Here is a 16,057-nt window from a genome sequence, read left to right on the forward strand (position 1 = left end):
GGATCAGGCCGCCCGGCCTGATCCGAACGGGAGACGCTAGCGCTTCTTGTCCCGAAGTCGAGCCATCTCGTCCCGGATCGCGGGGAGTTGGGCATAGAGCGCCTCGCCGGGGCAGTACGTCTGGAAGGTGTCCCGGTGACCGGCCACGGCATGGAGGTAGACCACCTCACCGCGCCGGTAGAGGCTCTCGTCGTTCGTCGAGACCATCCTCACGATGCCCCGCGGGTCGATGGTCCGGTCCAGTTTCCACGCGCCCACCTTCGCGATCCCCTCGATGAGCGCCTTCGGCACCGGCACGCCGGGGTCGAAGGTGCCGAGGGCCGCGATCCCCACACTGTGCGCGTTGAACCCCGTGGCGTGGGCTCCGCGCACCGAGCGCCCGACACCGCCCGCCCTGCCCTCGTATATCGTCCCGCAGCGGTCGACGACGAAGTTGTAACCGATGTCGTCCCAGCCCTCGCCCCGGACGTGCGCCTCCTCCATCGCCCGGAGCATCTTGGGGGCGTCGGCGCAGTCGTATCCGTTGGTGTGGCCGGTGTGATGGACGAAGACGGCTTTCACCGTCCCCGTGTACACGGCGTCCTCCTTGACCAGGCTCTCGTCCGCGTGCCATTCCGCCCGGCTGACGATCGTGGGCCGCTGGGCGCCGGCCGGCGCCGCCGGCTTCGCGGCGGCGCGCTCGGGCGCGACAAGCCGGACCGGCGCGTCCCGGAACACCAGGAAAGCCAGCGGCACGACCATGGCGCACACGACTGTTCGGCGAAGCCACATAGGGCCACCATGCGCGCTGACCAGCCACTTCGCAGGCACCCCGCGCCCGAACGGGTGACATGGGGCAGCGCGCTCCATGTCACCGCCCGGGCGGTCAGGAAGCGACGACCGCCTGCTGCTCCATGATCCGCGCCGCGCGGTGCGGGGACGTGTCGAGCCGGGCCAGCACGCCGGGGACCGCGTTGTTGGGGAGGATGAGCTCGAAGAGTGCGGATATCTCGGCGACCAGGTCCAGCGGCTCGGCCATGGACTCGGTCACCAATTGCACACCGGTCCACGCCCCGACGACCAGCCTGGACGTGGCCTCCGGATCGACGTGCGGAAGGAGCTCACCGCGCTCCTTGGCCTCGGTCAGCATCTCCGTGCCGAGAGCGATCCAGTCCGGCCAGCGGGTACCGAAGAGCCCGCGCGCACGGGGGTCGACGGACAGCCGGATCGAGGCGCTGAGCAGGGGTTCCCGTGGCAGCCGGTAGGCGAGCAGGAGCGCCATGTCCACCCACTCCTGCAGCTTGAAGGTCTGCGGAGTGACCCCGTCCGCCGTCACCGCCTCCTGGAGGACACCACGGGCCAGCTCTTCCTTCGACGTGAAGTGGAAGTAGAGGGCGCCCCTGGTGAGACCGGCCCGGTCGAGAATCGCGGCGATCGTGGCGGCGTCGTAGCCGTGCTCGTCGAACACCTCGGCCGCGGCTTCCAGGAAGATTCTGCGCGTGCGGATCGCCCGTTGCTGTCGTGCCAACTCGCGCTCCTCTTGGCCGTGGCCTGACGCTTCTTCAAAAAGTACCGGTGAACCGGTATCATATCAGCGCCGTAACGACCATTTTGCGCCGTGTCCGGGGGGGCCGTGCCTGACATACCCGATGTTCCGTGCCCGCCGTTCTCCGCAGCCGAGGGACAAAACGGCATCCACAAGGAGTACCTGCACCTCGGACGCTCCGACATGGTCCTCCTCACGTCCTGGCGACGCCGGGAAGATGGCGAGTTCTCGCTGTCCGCGAGGTGGCCGGCCCCCGCTGCCGGCCTCCCCTACGACCCGCGGATGCTCACACAGACCGTCCGGCAGAGCGGCCTGACCATCGCGCACGCGGCGTACGGCGCACCTCTTTCCGATCACACCTTGCTGAACTACTTCGACTTCACCGTCACTCCCGGGTTCGAAGTCCCCTCCGACGAGCCCTGTGACCTCACTGTCGAGGTTACGGTCAAGAACGCCAAGGAGCGTGGTGGGAGAGTCAGTTCACTCGACATGGACTTTCGCATCATCCAGGGTGGCGGCATCGCGGCGCACGCTGATTCCGAGTTCGGCTGGCTCTCCACACGCGTCTACCGCCGGCTTCGCGGCGAACACTTCACCGTCGACTGGAACGCATGGCCGCTGCCCTCTCCTGTCGACCCCCGCACCGTGGGCCGGGCCGCCCCGGCCGACGTGGTGCTGGCGGCCGGAGACCGCCAGCACCACTGGCAGTTGCGCAACGACGTGGACAACGTCGTGCTGTACGACCATCCGGTCGACCACGTCCCGGGGCTCGCCCTGATGGAGGCTGCCGACCAGGCCGCACACGCCGCCCTTCACCCCGCGCGTCTCGAAGCGACCACCGTCACCAGCACGTTCGAGCGGTACGCCGAATTCGACCGCCCCTGCTGGATCGACGCCGAGATCCTGCCCGCCGCCCCCGGAACCACCTCGGTCCTGGTCACAGCGACACAGGACGGAGAAACGGTTTTCCGGAGCCGGCTGAGCGGCCCCTGCGCCTGACGGCTCACTGGTTGACGAAACCGCCGTCCACCGGCATGACGGTTCCGGTGAGGAAGGGGCAACGGTCGCTGAGCAACCAGGCCGCCGCGTTGGCGATCTCCTCCGGCTCGGCTGTACGCCCCTGCGGCGTAAGGCTGTTGACCATCTCCTCCAGCCCCGGGTTGCGGCCGAACCAGTCCGCCGTGATCTCACTGCGCGTGGTGCCCGGCGCAACCGCGTTGACCCTGATGCCCTGTTGGGCGTACTCGTCCGCGGCGGCCCTGGTGAGGCCGACGACGGCGTGCTTGGCGGCTATGTAGGGAGCGGCCGCCGGTATGGCCACCAGCCCGCCCACACTGCTGTTGTTCACGATGGAGCAGCTTCCGGCGTTCGGCAGCATGGCCGCTATCTCGTACCGGAGGCAGTTCCAGACGCCGCGCACATTGGTGTCCATGACCGCGTCGTAGACGTCATCACCCATGAGGTGGAGTGGAGTTCGGTCGCCGCCCAGCCCCGCGTTGTTGAAGGCCGAGTCCAGGCGCCCATAGGTGTCGACCGTGAAGTCGACGGCCCGGGCGGCGTCCTCCGCCACCGTGACATCACAGACGACATAGGAGGCCTGGGCCCCCTTGTCCCTCAACTCCGCTACCAGCGAGGCCAGTCGGTCCTCCCTGCGTGCGGCCAGGACGACCGTCGCGCCTTCCTCGGAGAACACCCGGGCCGCCGCCGCACCGATACCGCTGCTCGCCCCGGTGATCAGGACGACTCTGTCGTGGAGAAGATCGCTCATGGCCGCAGTCTTGCAGGCCTCCCGGGCCACGACCACGGCCGATTCCGTACCGCGCGGTCCGGCCGTGGGCCGCCGCGGATGCGGTGCGTACGCAAAGGCGGGCGTTACGGCAACAGCTGCCCGTTCCATGCCCCCGGACCTCGACCCGGAGTCACGGCCATAACAAACCGTTTGTACTGTTTTCAGCCCCGTTCCTCACGAAAGACAGACGGCGGGCACCAGAGCCTACGGCCGTCCGGTGGCCCCCGCGGTACCGTGCGGCATGCTCGCTATCCAGTTCGACCGCTTCGGTGGTCCCGAAGTACTCCGCCCCGTGGAACTGGCCGCTCCCGTGCCCGGCCCCGGAGAGCTGCTCCTCACCGTCGAGGCCGCCGGCGTGAACTTCGCCGACACCCATCAGGTGGACGGCTCCTACCTCGGCGCCGACGCCCTGCCCTACGTCCCGGGCAGCGAGGTCGTGGGCCGCACCCCGGACGGCAGGCGGGTGCTGGCCCGGGTCTCGCACGGATACGCGGAGCAGGTGACGGCCAAGGAGTCCTCCGTCCTGGAGATCCCCGAGGAGCTCGGTGCCGCCCAGGCGCTCGCCCTGATGGTGCAGGGACTGACCGCCTGGCACCTGCTGCGCTCCGCCGCCCGGCTGCGCAGCGGCGAGAGCGTCGTCGTGCACTCCGCGGCGGGCGGCGTCGGCAGTCTCGCCGTACAGCTGGCCCGGGAGTTCGGAGCGGGCCGGGTGCTCGCCCAGGTCTCCACCCCGGCCAAGGAGCGGCTCGCACTGGACCTCGGCGCGGACGCGGTGATCACCTACCCCCTCGCGGAGAAGGCGGACGTCGTCCTGGACGCCGTCGGCGGGGACCTCTTCGACCGGGCCCTGGACTCCCTGGCGTCCTTCGGCCGGCTGGTGACCTACGGCAACGCCGACCGCACCGGCTTCACACCGGTCGACCCGGCCCGGCTCGGCCGCCTCAACGCCTCCGTCGTCGGATTCTGGCTGCGTCCCGCCCTCGCCGCTCCGGGCGCGGTCAGCGGCCCGCTCAAGGAGCTCTTCGCCCTGGTCGCCGAGGGCCGCCTCAGGCCCGTGACCGGCGGCAGCTACCCGCTGGCCGACGCCCGGCGCGCCCATGAGGACCTCCTCGCACGCCGGACCACCGGGAAGCTGATCCTGACCCCCTGATCGGAGACGGCGGGGTCAGGGTGGCCGGACCCATGTCCTCCCCGACCTCATGCCCTCCCTGACCTCAGCCGATGACGTACGTCGTGCCGAGGACCGTGGCGTGCTCGAGGACGTCCTCCAGGGGATCGTCGACCTGACCCGTCGCGATCAACGCCACCTGCGGCCCGTTGTGCGAGTCGGTGTGGGTCTCGTCGGCCTGGGCCGCTCCGGCCGGAAGCACGGACGCCAGCACGGCCGCCCCGAGTGCGGTCAGCTTGCTCTTCATGTCGTCCCGTCCCCTCACCGGCCGCCCGGGCGGCACCGGAACGATCTTCTCGGCACGGATGGGGGCGCGGACGCGGACACGGGCCGCCGCCGGGGAACTGTTACAGACATTCCCGGCATCGGCCGAAAGCCGACAGGCGTCCTGACGCACCGCACCCCCGGGCCGGGCGGGCCTCGGGGGTGCGGGTGTAAGCGACGGAGCGGCGGCTCAGCTCTCGCCGGGCGTTCCCAGCATGGCGGACGCGTTCTCCAGCGGGGTGAGGGGCGCCGCGGGGGCGGGCACCTCCGCCGGGCGGCAGGTGAAGCCGAGACGCGTCAGCGCCCTGGTCACCTCGCCGGCGGTGAAGTCCCGGCGGTCCTGGCGGGTGATGATCTCGCCGACCTGCTTGACGGGGTAGACGCGGCGGCTGATGACCACAGCGTCACCGGTGACGGGTTCGGGCTTGATGCCCTTCATCCGGTCCTCGACCTCGTTCTTGAAGAGGTCGAAGGGGAAACGGGCGATGACACAGCGCATGGTGCCTCAACAGGGTGGTCGTGGAGAAAGCCGGACAGGGTCGGCCGGGCTCCCGGCCGGTTGACTACGCGGCCTTGTTGGACCGTCGCTGAGCCGCCGCGGCACGTGCCTGAGGCGTCGCCGTGTTGGCGTTGGAACGGCGCCCCTGGCCGGGACGCGCGCCGCGCCGGCCACGGGGACCGGAACCGCTGCCCTTGCGCTCCGTCACAGGTGAGCTGATCGTGACGGGCACACCCGACGGCGCCTGGGCTCCGGTGATCCGGTTGAGCTCGGCCTCGCCGGAGCGGACCTGGGCGATCTGCGGCGTGATCCCGGCGTCGGCCATCAGCCGGGTCATCTCGCGGCGCTGGTTGGGCAGCACCAGCGTGACGACGCTGCCGGACTCCCCGGCACGGGCGGTACGGCCGCCGCGGTGCAGGTAGTCCTTGTGGTCGCTCGGCGGGTCGACGTTGACGACGAGGTCCAGGTTGTCGACGTGGATACCGCGGGCGGCGACGTTCGTGGCGACCAGCACCGTGACGTGACCGGTCTTGAACCGGTCCAGGGTGCGGGTGCGCTGCGGCTGCGACTTGCCGCCGTGCAGCGCGGCCGCTCGCACACCGCTGTGCAGCAGGTGGTCGGTGAGCTTGTCCACCGCGTGCTTTGTGTCCAGGAACATGATCACCCGGCCGTCACGGGCGGCGATCTCGGTGGTCGTCGCGTACTTGTCGGCGCCCTGGACGTAGAGCACGTGGTGCTCCATCGTCGTCACCGCACCGGCCGCGGGGTCCACCGAGTGGACGACCGGGTCGTGCAGGTAGCGGCGGACCAGCAGGTCCACGTTGCGGTCCAGGGTGGCCGAGAACAGCATCCGCTGACCGTCGGGGTTGACCTGGTCCAGAAGCTCGGTGACCTGGGGCATGAAGCCCATGTCCGCCATCTGGTCGGCCTCGTCGAGGACAGTGATGGCGACCCGGTCCAGCTTGCAGTCGCCGCGCTCGATGAGGTCCTTGAGCCGGCCCGGGGTGGCGACCACGACTTCGGCGCCGCCGCGCAGCGCGCTGGCCTGGCGGCCGATCGACATGCCGCCGACGACCGTCGCCAGCCGGAGCCTGAGGGACCGGGCGTACGGGGTGAGCGCGTCGGTGACCTGCTGGGCCAGCTCCCGGGTGGGAACGAGGACCAGGGCCAGCGGACGGCGCGCGTCGGCGCGGTTGCCCGCGGTGCGGGCGAGCAGGGCCAGACCGAAGGCGAGCGTCTTGCCCGATCCGGTGCGGCCGCGGCCCAGGACGTCACGACCGGCCAGCGAGTTCGGCAGGGTGGCCCCCTGGATGGGGAACGGCACGGACACGCCCTCGGCGGCCAGCGCCGCCAGCAGGGGCTCCGGCATGTCCAGGTCCGCGAAGGCCTCGGCGGCGGGCAGAGCGGGGGTGATGGTCACCGGCAGGGCGAATTCGCCCGAGACCCCGGAGGAGCGGCGGCCGTAGCCGCCGGAGCGCTTCGGTCCGCCGGAGCGGCCCTGCGAACCCGGGGCGCCCTGCCGACCGGATCCCGCCGAGCGGAATCCGTTGGCGGTACGGCTGCCGGCGGATCCGCCGGAGCGTGTGCGAGAAAATCGGTCGTTCGTGCGAGCTGTGCGATCGCGGTTCAATGGAGAACCTTTCCCTCGAATGGCACGTATCGAGGGATTCTTTCCGGGCGGCTGCAGCCATGTACGGCGCCAAGAATCGCAAGAACGAGCCGGTGAAATAACGAAAAACGAAGTCCGTCCGCCGGATGAACCAGCCGGATTCGGCACTCCATATGACTGCATATAACCGCCGCGCCAAGACCCGCACGCACCGGGAACTAACCCATCGGTGCGCCGGGTCCGGCACGGCCGGGAAAAACACAACGAGCTGGGGCCCGCACCCCAAGGTGCGGGCCCCAGCTGCGCCATACGCCTGAGCGATCAGGCGGGGGTGATGTTCTCCGCCTGCGGGCCCTTCTGGCCCTGCGTGACGTCGAAGTTCACCTTCTGGCCTTCCTGCAGCTCGCGGAAGCCCTGGGCGGCGATGTTCGAGTAGTGGGCGAAGACGTCAGCGCCGCCACCCTCCTGCTCGATGAAGCCGAAACCCTTTTCCGCGTTGAACCACTTCACGGTGCCAGTAGCCATGTCATATCTCCTTCGGGGCGTTGCCCGTGGGCCCACACTGTGTGAGCCCTACGTCGCCGCAAATGATTGCCCCGTCCGGAAGAGACCGGAAATACAAAAGTGCGCCCGCCGGAGTGAAAACGGCGAGTGCACTTGAAGTTTTGGGAACCACAACTGCAACTGAGATCAACAGTAGCACGATTCGGGCACAAGCGAGCTGTACGCCATATCACTATGCCGTCACTCCGCCGTGCACGGCATAAACCCTCACCGCTCATTACGCGTATTTCTGTGCCCGCCGAAACAGATATACGCCCGTGCGCCGGTCAGGAATCGACGCCGCTCCGGCCGGGCGCGGGCCGTCGCAGTTCCTCGTTGAGACGCAGGGCCTCCTCGAGCTGGTCCTCCAGGATGACGATGCGGCAGGCGGCATCGATCGGCGTGCCGGCGTCCACCAGCTCACGGGCCCGGGCGGCGATGCGCAGCTGATAGCGCGAGTAGCGGCGGTGGCCCCCCTCGGAGCGCAGCGGGGTGATCAGGCGGGCCTCACCGATGGCCCTGAGGAAGCCTGGCGTCGCACCGATCATCTCGGCGGCCCGCCCCATCGTGTACGCGGGGTAGTCGTCGTCGTCGAGACGGTCCGTGGCATGCGACGGGGACTCCTGGGGCATCTGCACCTCTTCTGCTGCGCACCGGACCATATGGCCTGACTGCACAAGAAATCCTAAGCGTACGGGTAGGTCATGTCTATTGCCGCCGGAACAGGTTTCCTCCGTCCCCGGCGTCGCCCGGGCCCGGCCACGCATCGCGTGGCACCCGGCGGGAGCGCTCCGTAGCCACATGGCCACCCCAACAGGGCTGACCGACCGGTCAGTTGTCGGCAGACCGGCGAACGGTCATACTGCACGGGTAGCCCTTCACGCATCCCCCGTCGTGAAGGGCTACATTCATGCGCGGCCCCGACGTCCCCGGCCCGCGCGGCAGGCCCGGACTGGAGCACGACACGGCATGAGCGGCAACGACAGGACCACGACGGTGGCCCGCACGGTCACGGACGTCCTGCAGCCCCGCAATGTACTGCTCGTCGGCATGCTCGCCGTCGGACTGGCCTCCGCCGGTGACTGGACCGGGCTCCCCTGGGGCTTCCTCGGCGCCCTCTGCGCCGGCCTCGTCCCCGCCGGCTACATCGAGTGGGAGCGCGGGCGCGGCACCTGGGGTGACCGTCACGTCGTGGACCGGACCCAGCGGGCACCCATCTTCCTGGTGATCCTCGGCTCGCTCGGCACCGGCGCATTGATCATGGTTCTGGGCCACGCGCCCCTCGGCATCCTGATCGCGATGATCTCCCTGTGGGTCATGACGACCGTGCTCCTGGCGGTCAACACGCTCTGGAAGATCTCCGTCGACTCGGCGGTCGCGGCGGCCGTGGTCGCTCTCCTCAGCGTCACGCACTCCCTGTGGTGGCTGTGCGCCGGTGTGCCGGCCCTCGCCGTGTGCTGGTCACGGGTGGCACTGCGCTACCACTCGGTGGCCCAGACGGTCGCGGGAGCGGCCGCGGGGGCGGCGACGGCGGCCGGCTTCCTCTTCGCCTGACCCGCGCGCCCGGGCAGCCCGCGTCGTTCCCCCTCGCCGGGACACCCGGACGGCCCCGATTGCGGATCCGCCCGGGAGCCGGTTACGTGGACGGAGGGGCCGCGCAGCGATGTCACCGGGAGGCACTCGGATGCCCAGGAAACCCGCGAGCTCCAAGGTCGGCCTGCTCCTGAGCCTGGGCAGCAGCGCGATCGCCGTCGTCCGCACCGTCAAGCAGCTGCGCAGGGCCAGAGGCACCCAGGACAAGCTGACCACCGCGAACACCATGGCGGGGCTGCTGCCCCTGATCACGTCCGCCCTGCTCGTCCTGCGCCGGCTGCGCGGGCGCTCCCGGCAGCACTCCCGGTGAGCCCGCCCCGCAGGTCACCGCGCGCTCAGACCGCCCCGGGCCGTACCCGCCCCCGCAGCCTCTCCAGCACCCGTGCGCGCAGGAGCTCGTACTCCTCGCGGAGCCGCACGATCTCCGCCGGCCGCTCGACGGCCACGCCCCCGGACACGATCTCGTGCGGGCCGAACTGCTCCCGTGTGAGGTCGATCTCCAGGCCCGCGCCCAGTCGGTTCCACCAGTGGTAGTCGACGCGCTCGCCGTCGACCCGCACCTCGCCCCGGATCAGCTCGCCGCCCAGCAGGTCGTTGACCACCAGGGCGGTGACACCGCACTGGTCCCGGGCCGGATTCCCCGGGTCCCAGTGCGGCCGGTGCACGGGCGTGGTCGTGTCCGCGTCCCAGCTGCTGCGGACGGCGGTCTCGATGTCGATGAGGAGCAGAGGTCCCATACCGTGAATCCTCGCACCGGCCACTGACAACACCCCCGCACGGTGGCGTCGGGCCACCGGCAACCGTCCTGCGCGGGCCGGGCGTTCAGTACCCCCGGCTCCGCGAGACGAGTACCGCGATGTCGTCCTCGGCCGTGTCCGCGAACCTGTCCACGACCTCGTCCAGCAGGTCTTCGAGCCGTCCGCTCGCCGGCAGGGTGAGCCGCGTGAGCCGCTCGATCGAGACGTCGATGTCCTCGCCCCGGCGCTCCACCAGTCCGTCGGTGTACATGAACAGCACCGTCCCGGGGCCGCACGGCACCACCGTCGTCCGGTACCCGCCGAAACCCGTGCCCAGCGGGGGCCCCACCTGTACCGGTGCCACCCGTGCCCCGGGCGCCCCCGGGTCGATGAACACCGGCGGCGGATGGCCCGCGCTGGCCACCTCGCAGACACCCTCACGCCGGTCGACGACCGCGACCAGACAGGTTGCCGCACGGTCGAGGCCGGACTGCTCCACCGCCTTGTCGAGCCGCTCGAGAATGCGGTGCGGCGGCTGGTCGTCCTCGGCCATGATGCGCAGCATCGAGCGGTAGTTGCTCATGGCTACGGCGGCCTCCACCCCGTGGCCCATCACATCGCCCATCACCTTGAGATGGCGTCCTCCCTGCAGCGGGATGGCGTCGAACCAGTCGCCGCCCACCAGCGCCCCCGCACCCGCCGGCAGGTAGAGGGACGCGATCTCGATGCCATGGTTCGGACCGCGCGGCTCGGAGAGCAGGGAGCGCTGGAGCTCCCGGGCGATGTGGTGCTCGTGGGTGTAGCGGTAGGCGTGGTCCACATCGACCGCGGCGCGGCCCGCGAGCGTCCGGGCGACGACGACGTCCAGCCCCTCGGTGAAGGGCGGCGAGTTCCCGGCCCGCAGCAGGCTGAGCGCCCCCAGCGGGCGTCCCCGCGCGGTGAGCGGTACGACGACCGCCGAGTGCAGACCGACGGCCCGGTAGGCGGCGACCCGGTCGGGTGTGGGCGCGGACCGGCTGAGCTGCTCGTCGCCGTACAGATTCTCGATCACCGGCCGGTCGGCGGCCAGGCAGCGGGGCACGGCCGCGTCGTCCTGGTAGTCGATGTCCGTTCCGGGGCCGCCGAACTGGGCGAGTGTGTCGACGAGTTCCGGGATGGCGGCCATCCCGGCCCGCCGCAGCCGCAGCACTCCGGTGGGTGGCTCACGCCGCGCGTGGCCGTTGTCCTCGGGGATCATCTCGACGACGGCGACATCGGCCATCACGGGCACCACGAACTCCGCCAGTTCCTGGCAGGTGGTCTCCACGTCGAGCGTCGTACCGATGCTGACGGCCGCGTTGTCCAGGAGTGTCAGATAGCTCCTGGCCCGCACCAGTTCCTCCCGCTCGTTCTGGGTGGCCGTGATCTCCTGGGCGATCACTACCAGTCCCCGTACCCGCCCGTGCTCCTGCAGCCGGTGGCAGGCGCTACGCCAGTACCGCCGCTTCACGGCGGAGTCCACCCACGTCTGCCCGCTCGTGGTGATCTCGCGGGGCCGCCCGTCGGCCAGCACCCGGCGCAGGACGTCGAGCTGGACGTCGATCTCGGGCAGCACCTCGCCGATGGTCCGGCCGAGGTGCGCGGCGGCCGGCACACCGTTGAGCCGTTCGAGCGCCGGGTTCACGTACACATAGCGCAGATCCTCGTCGAACACCGCGACCCCGGCCGGGCTGCTGCCGACGAGCGCGGCCAGCGCCGCCACGTCGACGGGCGACGGGTCGGCGTGCTCTTCGGCCTGCAACGGAGCCTCCAGAGGGATACGTACGCTGCGTGTGCGGAACGGTCGGCTCCCACGGGCCCGCGAGCACCCGGACCCTCATCCTCTGCCGCCCCGCACCGCCCCGCATCTCCGCGGACGCGGCCCACCGGCGTCGAGTCCGTCCAGCGACAGCGTGCCCTCGGAGGCCGCCGCACCCGGCGGCAGCTCGAACGCCGCTTCGACCCTCCTGGGCACGGGGGTCAGCCCCAGCAACCCTGTCACCAGCAGTCCCGCCAGGTGGTGCCAGGCCGGGGCCCGTCGGATCATCGCGTGGTCGCTGCCCGGGATGGTCACCAGACAGGTGCGGGCGCCCGCACGGCGTGCCCTGGCCGTGAGCGACTGGGACGCCAGGGGGCTCGTCACCCGGTCCCGGGTGCTGTGCAGCAGGACGACGTCGCGCCCCGACAGTTGGGTCACCGGATCACCGGGCGGACACCACGGGGCGAGGCCGACCACCGAGCGGACCAGCGGGTGCCCCGCGGCATGGAGGGCGGCGCGGGCTCCCATGGAGTGGCCCAGGAGGACCACGGGGATGTCCCCCGCCTCGTGCCGCAGGGCGTCCAGCACCCGTAAGACGTCGTGCAAGGGGTCCTCGCGGGAGCCGTTCCAGCCGCGGTGCGTGTAGCGGACCCGCTGCACGCGCACACCGGAGTCCCCGCGCACCGCGCGGGCCACCACGCGCGAGACCGGCAGCATGCGCAGACCGGGCAGGTTCAGGGCGCCGGGTGCCGGCGCCGCCAGGCCCGTCTCGTAGCCGCCGTGGAGGATGAGCACCGCTGCCGACGGCGGTCTTTCGGCCACACGTACCTCCAGATCGGGGTGCCGGGCCGACGCCCGCGCACTCCCCCATATTCGGTGCCGGACGGCGTACGGATGGGTCGAACGTGTCGATGCGTGGAAAGTGCCGTTCACTGTACGAGGCACGGACCCTTCCCGTACGCGACCCAAGGAGCCTCCGACATGGCGTCAGGACCCCAACTCGGCCAGCCCGCCCCGGACTTCACCCTTCCCGGAGGCGTACTCTCCGACGACACCTTCCAGCGGCGCGAATACACGCTCTCCGCCTCGCGCGGCCGGGCCGTCGTCCTCGCCTTCTACCCCGGCGACAACACCGCCGTGTGCACCAAGCAGCTCTGCTCCTACTCCTCCGGCCTCGAGACCTTCGAGGGGCTCGACGCCGAGGTCTGGGGAATCAGTCCACAGGGTGTGGACAGTCATGAGTCCTTCGCCCGCGGACACGACCTGCGCATGCCGCTGCTGGCCGATACGGGGCGCGAGACCGCCCGGGCCTACGGGATCACGGCACCCGGCATCGGCGTGCGCCGCTCCGTCTTCCTGATCGGGCCGGACGGCGTGCTGCGGTGGAAGCACGTCGCCCTGCTCGGGGCCACGTTCCAGTCGCTCGACACGCTCGCCGAGCAGCTTTCCGGCATCGGAACGCCGTAAAAACTGCCGGACTCCGGCAGTACCCCTGGCGGGCACCGTATGGGACCATTCAGCCAGTTCGACGGAAACATTTCGGGGGATTTCGAACAACGGGGGAGTGATCGCGTGACCATTTTTCTCGGTCTCGGCATTGCGGGAATCGTTCTTCTCGTCCTCTCCCTGATCTTCGACGGAATTCTCGAAGGGCTCCTCGGTGACGCACTGGGCGGGCTGCTGAACGGTTTCTTCGACGGCCTGCTCTCCCTGCCCGTCATCGCCGGCTTCCTCTCCATGCTCGGCTTCGGCGGTGCGATCGTCCTCGGCACCACGGACGTCGGCACCCCCGCGGCCGTCGCGGCGGGCGCCGCGGCGGGCATCGTCGCCGCCTGGCTGACCTGGAAGTTCAGCCAGGCCCTGATGAGGGATCAGACCACGGCCACACCACGCGGTGAGGACCTCGTCGGCACCTCGGGATCCGTCGTCACACCGATCCCGGCCGACGGTTACGGCGAGGTCCTGCTGCGACTCGCGGGCCAGACCGTGAAGTTCGCCGCGAAGAGCGCCGTCCCGGTCGAACGCGGCGCCGAGATCTGGGTGGAGGCCACCCTCTCGACCACCTCGGTCACGGTCCGCCCCGTCGAGCGCTGACCACCGCAGAGCCATACGTCTGTCCGAAAGCCGTACAGCCGAAGACACTGCCGTCCCGTCGGGAGGGCAGGGGGGACACCTCTCATGAGTCCAGTAGTGATCGCCATCGTCGGAATCGTCGTACTTCTCGTGCTCCTGGCCCTCGCCGTGATCACCCGGTACAAGGTCGCGGGCCCCAGCCAGGCCTTCATCATCACGGGCCGCCGCGGCAAGAGGTCCACCGACCCGGTGACCGGCCGCACCAGCATCGACAACAGCGGGCAGAAGGTCGTCGTCGGCGGCGGCGTCTTCGTCGTGCCGTTCGTCCAGCAGAAGTTCACCCTGGACCTCTCCAGCCGGCACATCCCCGTCGCAGTACGCGGCGCCGTCACTCTGCGCGGCGTCAAGTCCAACCTCGAAGGCGTCGCGATCGTCAAGGTCGGCGGCAGCGAGGACGCGATCCGTGCCGCGGCCCAGCGCTTCCTCCAGCAGCAGAACGGCATCGTCGGCTTCACCCAGGAGGTGCTCTCCGGAGCGCTCCGCGCCATCGTCGGCCGCATGTCCGTCGAGGACATCATCCGCGACCGGGCCGCGTTCGCCGGCCAGGTCGCCGAGGAGGCCGAAGCCAGCCTCTCCGGCCAGGGCCTCATCCTGGACGCCTTCCAGATCCAGGACATCACCACCGAGGGCTCCTACCTCGAGGACCTCGGCCGCCCCGAGGCCGCCCGCGCCAAGCAGGAGGCCGACATCGCCGAGGCCATCGCCCGGCGCGCATCCGAGCAGGCCCGGCTGAAGGCGGCCGAGGAGATCGCCATCGCCGAGCGGACGTTCTACCTCAAGCAGGCCGAGATCAAGGCCGAGACCGAAGCCGCCGCGGCCAAGGCCAACGCCGCGGGTCCGCTCGCCGAGGCGGCCCGCCAGCAGGAAGTCCTCGCCGAGCAGGAGAAGGTCGCCGAGCGACAGGCGGCCCTGACCGACCGCGAACTCGACACCAAGGTCCGCAAGCCCGCCGACGCCGCCCGCTACCGGGCGGAGCAGGAGGCCGAGGCCCGTCGCATCGCCCAGGTCAAGGAGGCGGAAGCCGACGCGGAGCGTTCCCGCCTCACCGGTCAGGGCGAGAAGCTCCACCGCTCGGCCCTCGCCGACGCCGTACGCATCGAGGGCGAGTCCGAGGCCGCCGCCATCGCCGCGAAGGGCGCCGCCGAGGCAGAGGCCATGCGGAAGAAGGCCGACGCGTTCGCCCAGTACGGCGACGCGGCCGTCCTCCAGATGCTGGTCGAGGTCCTTCCGCAGGTCGTCGCCAAGGCGTCCGAGCCGCTGAGCGCCATCGACAAGTTGACGGTCATCTCGACGGACGGCGCCAGCCAGCTCTCCCGCACGGTGACCGACAACGTGGCCCAGGGCCTGGAGCTCCTCAACTCCACCACGGGCGTCGACCTCGGCGCCCTGCTCCGGAACCTGCAGGGCAAGGCGGGCGCCACCACGCCGGCCGCCCCCTCCCCCGCGGCCAACGGCGAGAAGATCGAGATCAAGGACTGACGACGCGTCCCCACGTGCCCGGCCGGTGGTCGTTCACCGGCCGGGCACACCCGTGCCCGGGGCGGCGTTCAGCAGACCACCGCGACACCCCGGGCCGCGAAGCGCTCCTCCTTGTCGGGAACCGCGACCATGTCGACGCCCAGGACCCTCTTGAGGTTCGGCAGCAGCGGCAGATCGTCCAGCGACCGGACGTCGAAGAGGTCGTCCTCTCCGTCCCAGACGGGGGAGCACTCGTAGAACACCTGATTTCCGCCGTCGAGGACCAGCTCGTCCACAGTCGCCAGCAACTCGTCGCTGATCTCCAGCGCTTCGAAGAACGCGCGGGACTCGTCGAGCACGGTGTGCTCCCAGCCGTTGTCATACACATGGGAGTACAGGTCGTCGACTCCGGCGGCACGGGACCGCTCATCGATGCTGAACACGGGCGTCAGCGTCCCGTGCCCGTACATGAGTGCCTCTACGACCATCAGCTTGAAGTTGAAGTCCTTGAACTCAGCCATGCCCGGATGATTATCACGTCGCAGGGGGGTCAGGGACGGCCCCGCGACGCACGCACCGGTCAGGCGCCTGCCCTGGAACAGGACCCGGACGGCGAGTTGCGCAGTTCCTCGTTGATGCGCCGGGCCTCTTCGAGTTGGTCCTCGAGGATGACGATGCGACAGGCTGCGCCGACGGCGACGCCCTGGTCGACGAGTTCACGGGCACGGGCGGCGATCTTCAGCTGATAGCGGGAGTACCGGCGGTGCCCGCCGTCCGAGCGCAGCGGAGTGATCAGGCGCTCCTCGCCGAGGGCGCGCAGGAATGCGGGGGTGGTGCCGATCATCGCGGCGGCCCGGCCCATCGTGTAGGCGGGGAAATCGTCGTCGTCCAGACGGCGGAAGGAATCGTCTGCGGGCATCTAACCTCTCTCGGAACGCGCTGGAGGGGCCTTGGTGCCGTAC

The 16,057-nt window shown here is 70.3% G+C and carries 20 protein-coding genes; 7 read left to right on the plus strand and 13 right to left on the minus strand.

Annotation, left to right across the window (positions count from 1 at the left end; all coding sequences use genetic code 11):
- Positions 1-36 precede the first annotated feature (36 nt).
- On the minus strand, positions 37-771 hold the full coding sequence (locus ACFWFI_RS29585) for a peptidoglycan recognition protein family protein (protein WP_387395946.1): 735 nt from the start codon (positions 769-771) through the stop codon (positions 37-39).
- Positions 772-865: 94 nt separating this feature from the next.
- Entirely contained in the window at positions 866-1,507 is a 642-nt protein-coding gene (locus ACFWFI_RS29590; protein WP_387395949.1) for a ScbR family autoregulator-binding transcription factor, read from the minus strand.
- 105 nt (positions 1,508-1,612) lie between these two features.
- Between ACFWFI_RS29590 and ACFWFI_RS29595 the strand changes: the two genes are divergently transcribed.
- On the plus strand, positions 1,613-2,524 hold the full coding sequence (locus ACFWFI_RS29595; protein WP_387395952.1) for a ScbA/BarX family gamma-butyrolactone biosynthesis protein: 912 nt from the start codon (positions 1,613-1,615) through the stop codon (positions 2,522-2,524).
- Positions 2,525-2,528: 4 nt separating this feature from the next.
- On the opposite strand, the gene ACFWFI_RS29600 is transcribed toward ACFWFI_RS29595, so the two are convergent.
- Entirely contained in the window at positions 2,529-3,293 is a 765-nt protein-coding gene (locus ACFWFI_RS29600; protein WP_387395955.1) for an SDR family oxidoreductase, read from the minus strand.
- A gap of 262 nt (positions 3,294-3,555) precedes the next feature.
- Here ACFWFI_RS29600 and ACFWFI_RS29605 point away from each other — a divergent pair, with 262 nt between their 5' ends.
- Complete coding sequence (locus ACFWFI_RS29605; RefSeq protein WP_387395958.1) at positions 3,556-4,464, plus strand: quinone oxidoreductase family protein; 909 nt, start codon at positions 3,556-3,558, stop codon at positions 4,462-4,464.
- A gap of 64 nt (positions 4,465-4,528) precedes the next feature.
- Here ACFWFI_RS29605 and ACFWFI_RS29610 read toward each other — a convergent pair whose 3' ends face one another.
- The 5 genes from ACFWFI_RS29610 to ACFWFI_RS29630 all read right to left on the minus strand — a co-directional run bounded on the left by ACFWFI_RS29610 (position 4,529) and on the right by ACFWFI_RS29630 (position 8,029).
- Positions 4,529-4,729 (minus strand): hypothetical protein, encoded by a 201-nt coding sequence (locus ACFWFI_RS29610; RefSeq protein ID WP_387395961.1) that lies wholly within the window; start codon positions 4,727-4,729, stop codon positions 4,529-4,531.
- 207 nt (positions 4,730-4,936) lie between these two features.
- A complete protein-coding gene (locus ACFWFI_RS29615) occupies positions 4,937-5,245 on the minus strand; it encodes an SCO5918 family protein (RefSeq protein ID WP_387395964.1) in 309 nt (102 codons plus the stop codon).
- 64 nt (positions 5,246-5,309) lie between these two features.
- Positions 5,310-6,875 (minus strand): DEAD/DEAH box helicase, encoded by a 1,566-nt coding sequence (locus ACFWFI_RS29620; RefSeq protein ID WP_387395966.1) that lies wholly within the window; start codon positions 6,873-6,875, stop codon positions 5,310-5,312.
- A gap of 300 nt (positions 6,876-7,175) precedes the next feature.
- Positions 7,176-7,379 (minus strand): cold-shock protein, encoded by a 204-nt coding sequence (locus ACFWFI_RS29625; RefSeq protein WP_031090619.1) that lies wholly within the window; start codon positions 7,377-7,379, stop codon positions 7,176-7,178.
- A 305-nt stretch (positions 7,380-7,684) separates the two neighbouring features.
- Positions 7,685-8,029 (minus strand): MerR family transcriptional regulator, encoded by a 345-nt coding sequence (locus ACFWFI_RS29630; RefSeq protein WP_387395969.1) that lies wholly within the window; start codon positions 8,027-8,029, stop codon positions 7,685-7,687.
- A gap of 337 nt (positions 8,030-8,366) precedes the next feature.
- On the opposite strand from ACFWFI_RS29630, the gene ACFWFI_RS29635 reads away from it, so the two are divergent.
- Together ACFWFI_RS29635 and ACFWFI_RS29640 are read left to right on the plus strand one after the other, a co-directional pair.
- Positions 8,367-8,951 (plus strand): hypothetical protein, encoded by a 585-nt coding sequence (locus tag ACFWFI_RS29635; RefSeq protein WP_387395971.1) that lies wholly within the window; start codon positions 8,367-8,369, stop codon positions 8,949-8,951.
- 130 nt (positions 8,952-9,081) lie between these two features.
- The gene (locus ACFWFI_RS29640; protein WP_387395974.1) at positions 9,082-9,300 is read left to right on the plus strand and encodes a hypothetical protein; all 219 of its coding nucleotides are present in this window, start codon (positions 9,082-9,084) and stop codon (positions 9,298-9,300) included.
- Positions 9,301-9,325: 25 nt separating this feature from the next.
- On the opposite strand, the gene ACFWFI_RS29645 is transcribed toward ACFWFI_RS29640, so the two are convergent.
- From ACFWFI_RS29645 to ACFWFI_RS29655, 3 genes are all read right to left on the minus strand, one after another.
- Entirely contained in the window at positions 9,326-9,727 is a 402-nt protein-coding gene (locus ACFWFI_RS29645) for a YunG family protein (protein WP_387395977.1), read from the minus strand.
- Between the two features lie 85 nt (positions 9,728-9,812).
- Positions 9,813-11,507, minus strand: a complete 1,695-nt coding sequence (locus ACFWFI_RS29650; protein ID WP_387395980.1) for a SpoIIE family protein phosphatase — start codon at positions 11,505-11,507, stop codon at positions 9,813-9,815.
- 75 nt (positions 11,508-11,582) lie between these two features.
- Positions 11,583-12,326, minus strand: coding sequence for an alpha/beta hydrolase (locus tag ACFWFI_RS29655; RefSeq protein ID WP_387395983.1), 744 nt, complete (start codon positions 12,324-12,326; stop codon positions 11,583-11,585).
- A gap of 159 nt (positions 12,327-12,485) precedes the next feature.
- Here ACFWFI_RS29655 and ACFWFI_RS29660 point away from each other — a divergent pair, with 159 nt between their 5' ends.
- The 3 genes from ACFWFI_RS29660 (at position 12,486) to ACFWFI_RS29670 (ending at position 15,116) form a co-directional block, all read left to right on the plus strand.
- On the plus strand, positions 12,486-12,971 hold the full coding sequence (locus ACFWFI_RS29660) for a peroxiredoxin (RefSeq protein WP_387395985.1): 486 nt from the start codon (positions 12,486-12,488) through the stop codon (positions 12,969-12,971).
- Positions 12,972-13,076: 105 nt separating this feature from the next.
- The gene (locus tag ACFWFI_RS29665) at positions 13,077-13,598 is read left to right on the plus strand and encodes a hypothetical protein (protein WP_387395987.1); all 522 of its coding nucleotides are present in this window, start codon (positions 13,077-13,079) and stop codon (positions 13,596-13,598) included.
- 84 nt (positions 13,599-13,682) lie between these two features.
- A complete protein-coding gene (locus tag ACFWFI_RS29670; protein ID WP_387395989.1) occupies positions 13,683-15,116 on the plus strand; it encodes a flotillin family protein in 1,434 nt (477 codons plus the stop codon).
- Between the two features lie 68 nt (positions 15,117-15,184).
- Here the strand turns inward: ACFWFI_RS29670 and ACFWFI_RS29675 are convergent, their stop codons facing one another.
- Both ACFWFI_RS29675 and ACFWFI_RS29680 read right to left on the minus strand, forming a co-directional pair.
- A complete protein-coding gene (locus ACFWFI_RS29675) occupies positions 15,185-15,616 on the minus strand; it encodes a DUF6892 domain-containing protein (protein WP_387395992.1) in 432 nt (143 codons plus the stop codon).
- A gap of 59 nt (positions 15,617-15,675) precedes the next feature.
- Positions 15,676-16,014, minus strand: coding sequence for a MerR family transcriptional regulator (locus tag ACFWFI_RS29680; RefSeq protein WP_387395994.1), 339 nt, complete (start codon positions 16,012-16,014; stop codon positions 15,676-15,678).
- Between the last annotated feature and the right edge of the window lie 43 nt (positions 16,015-16,057).

It is taken from the genome of Streptomyces sp. NPDC060209, from assembly GCF_042728155.1.
In the GTDB taxonomy this organism is placed as follows: Bacteria; Actinomycetota; Actinomycetes; order Streptomycetales; family Streptomycetaceae; genus Streptomyces.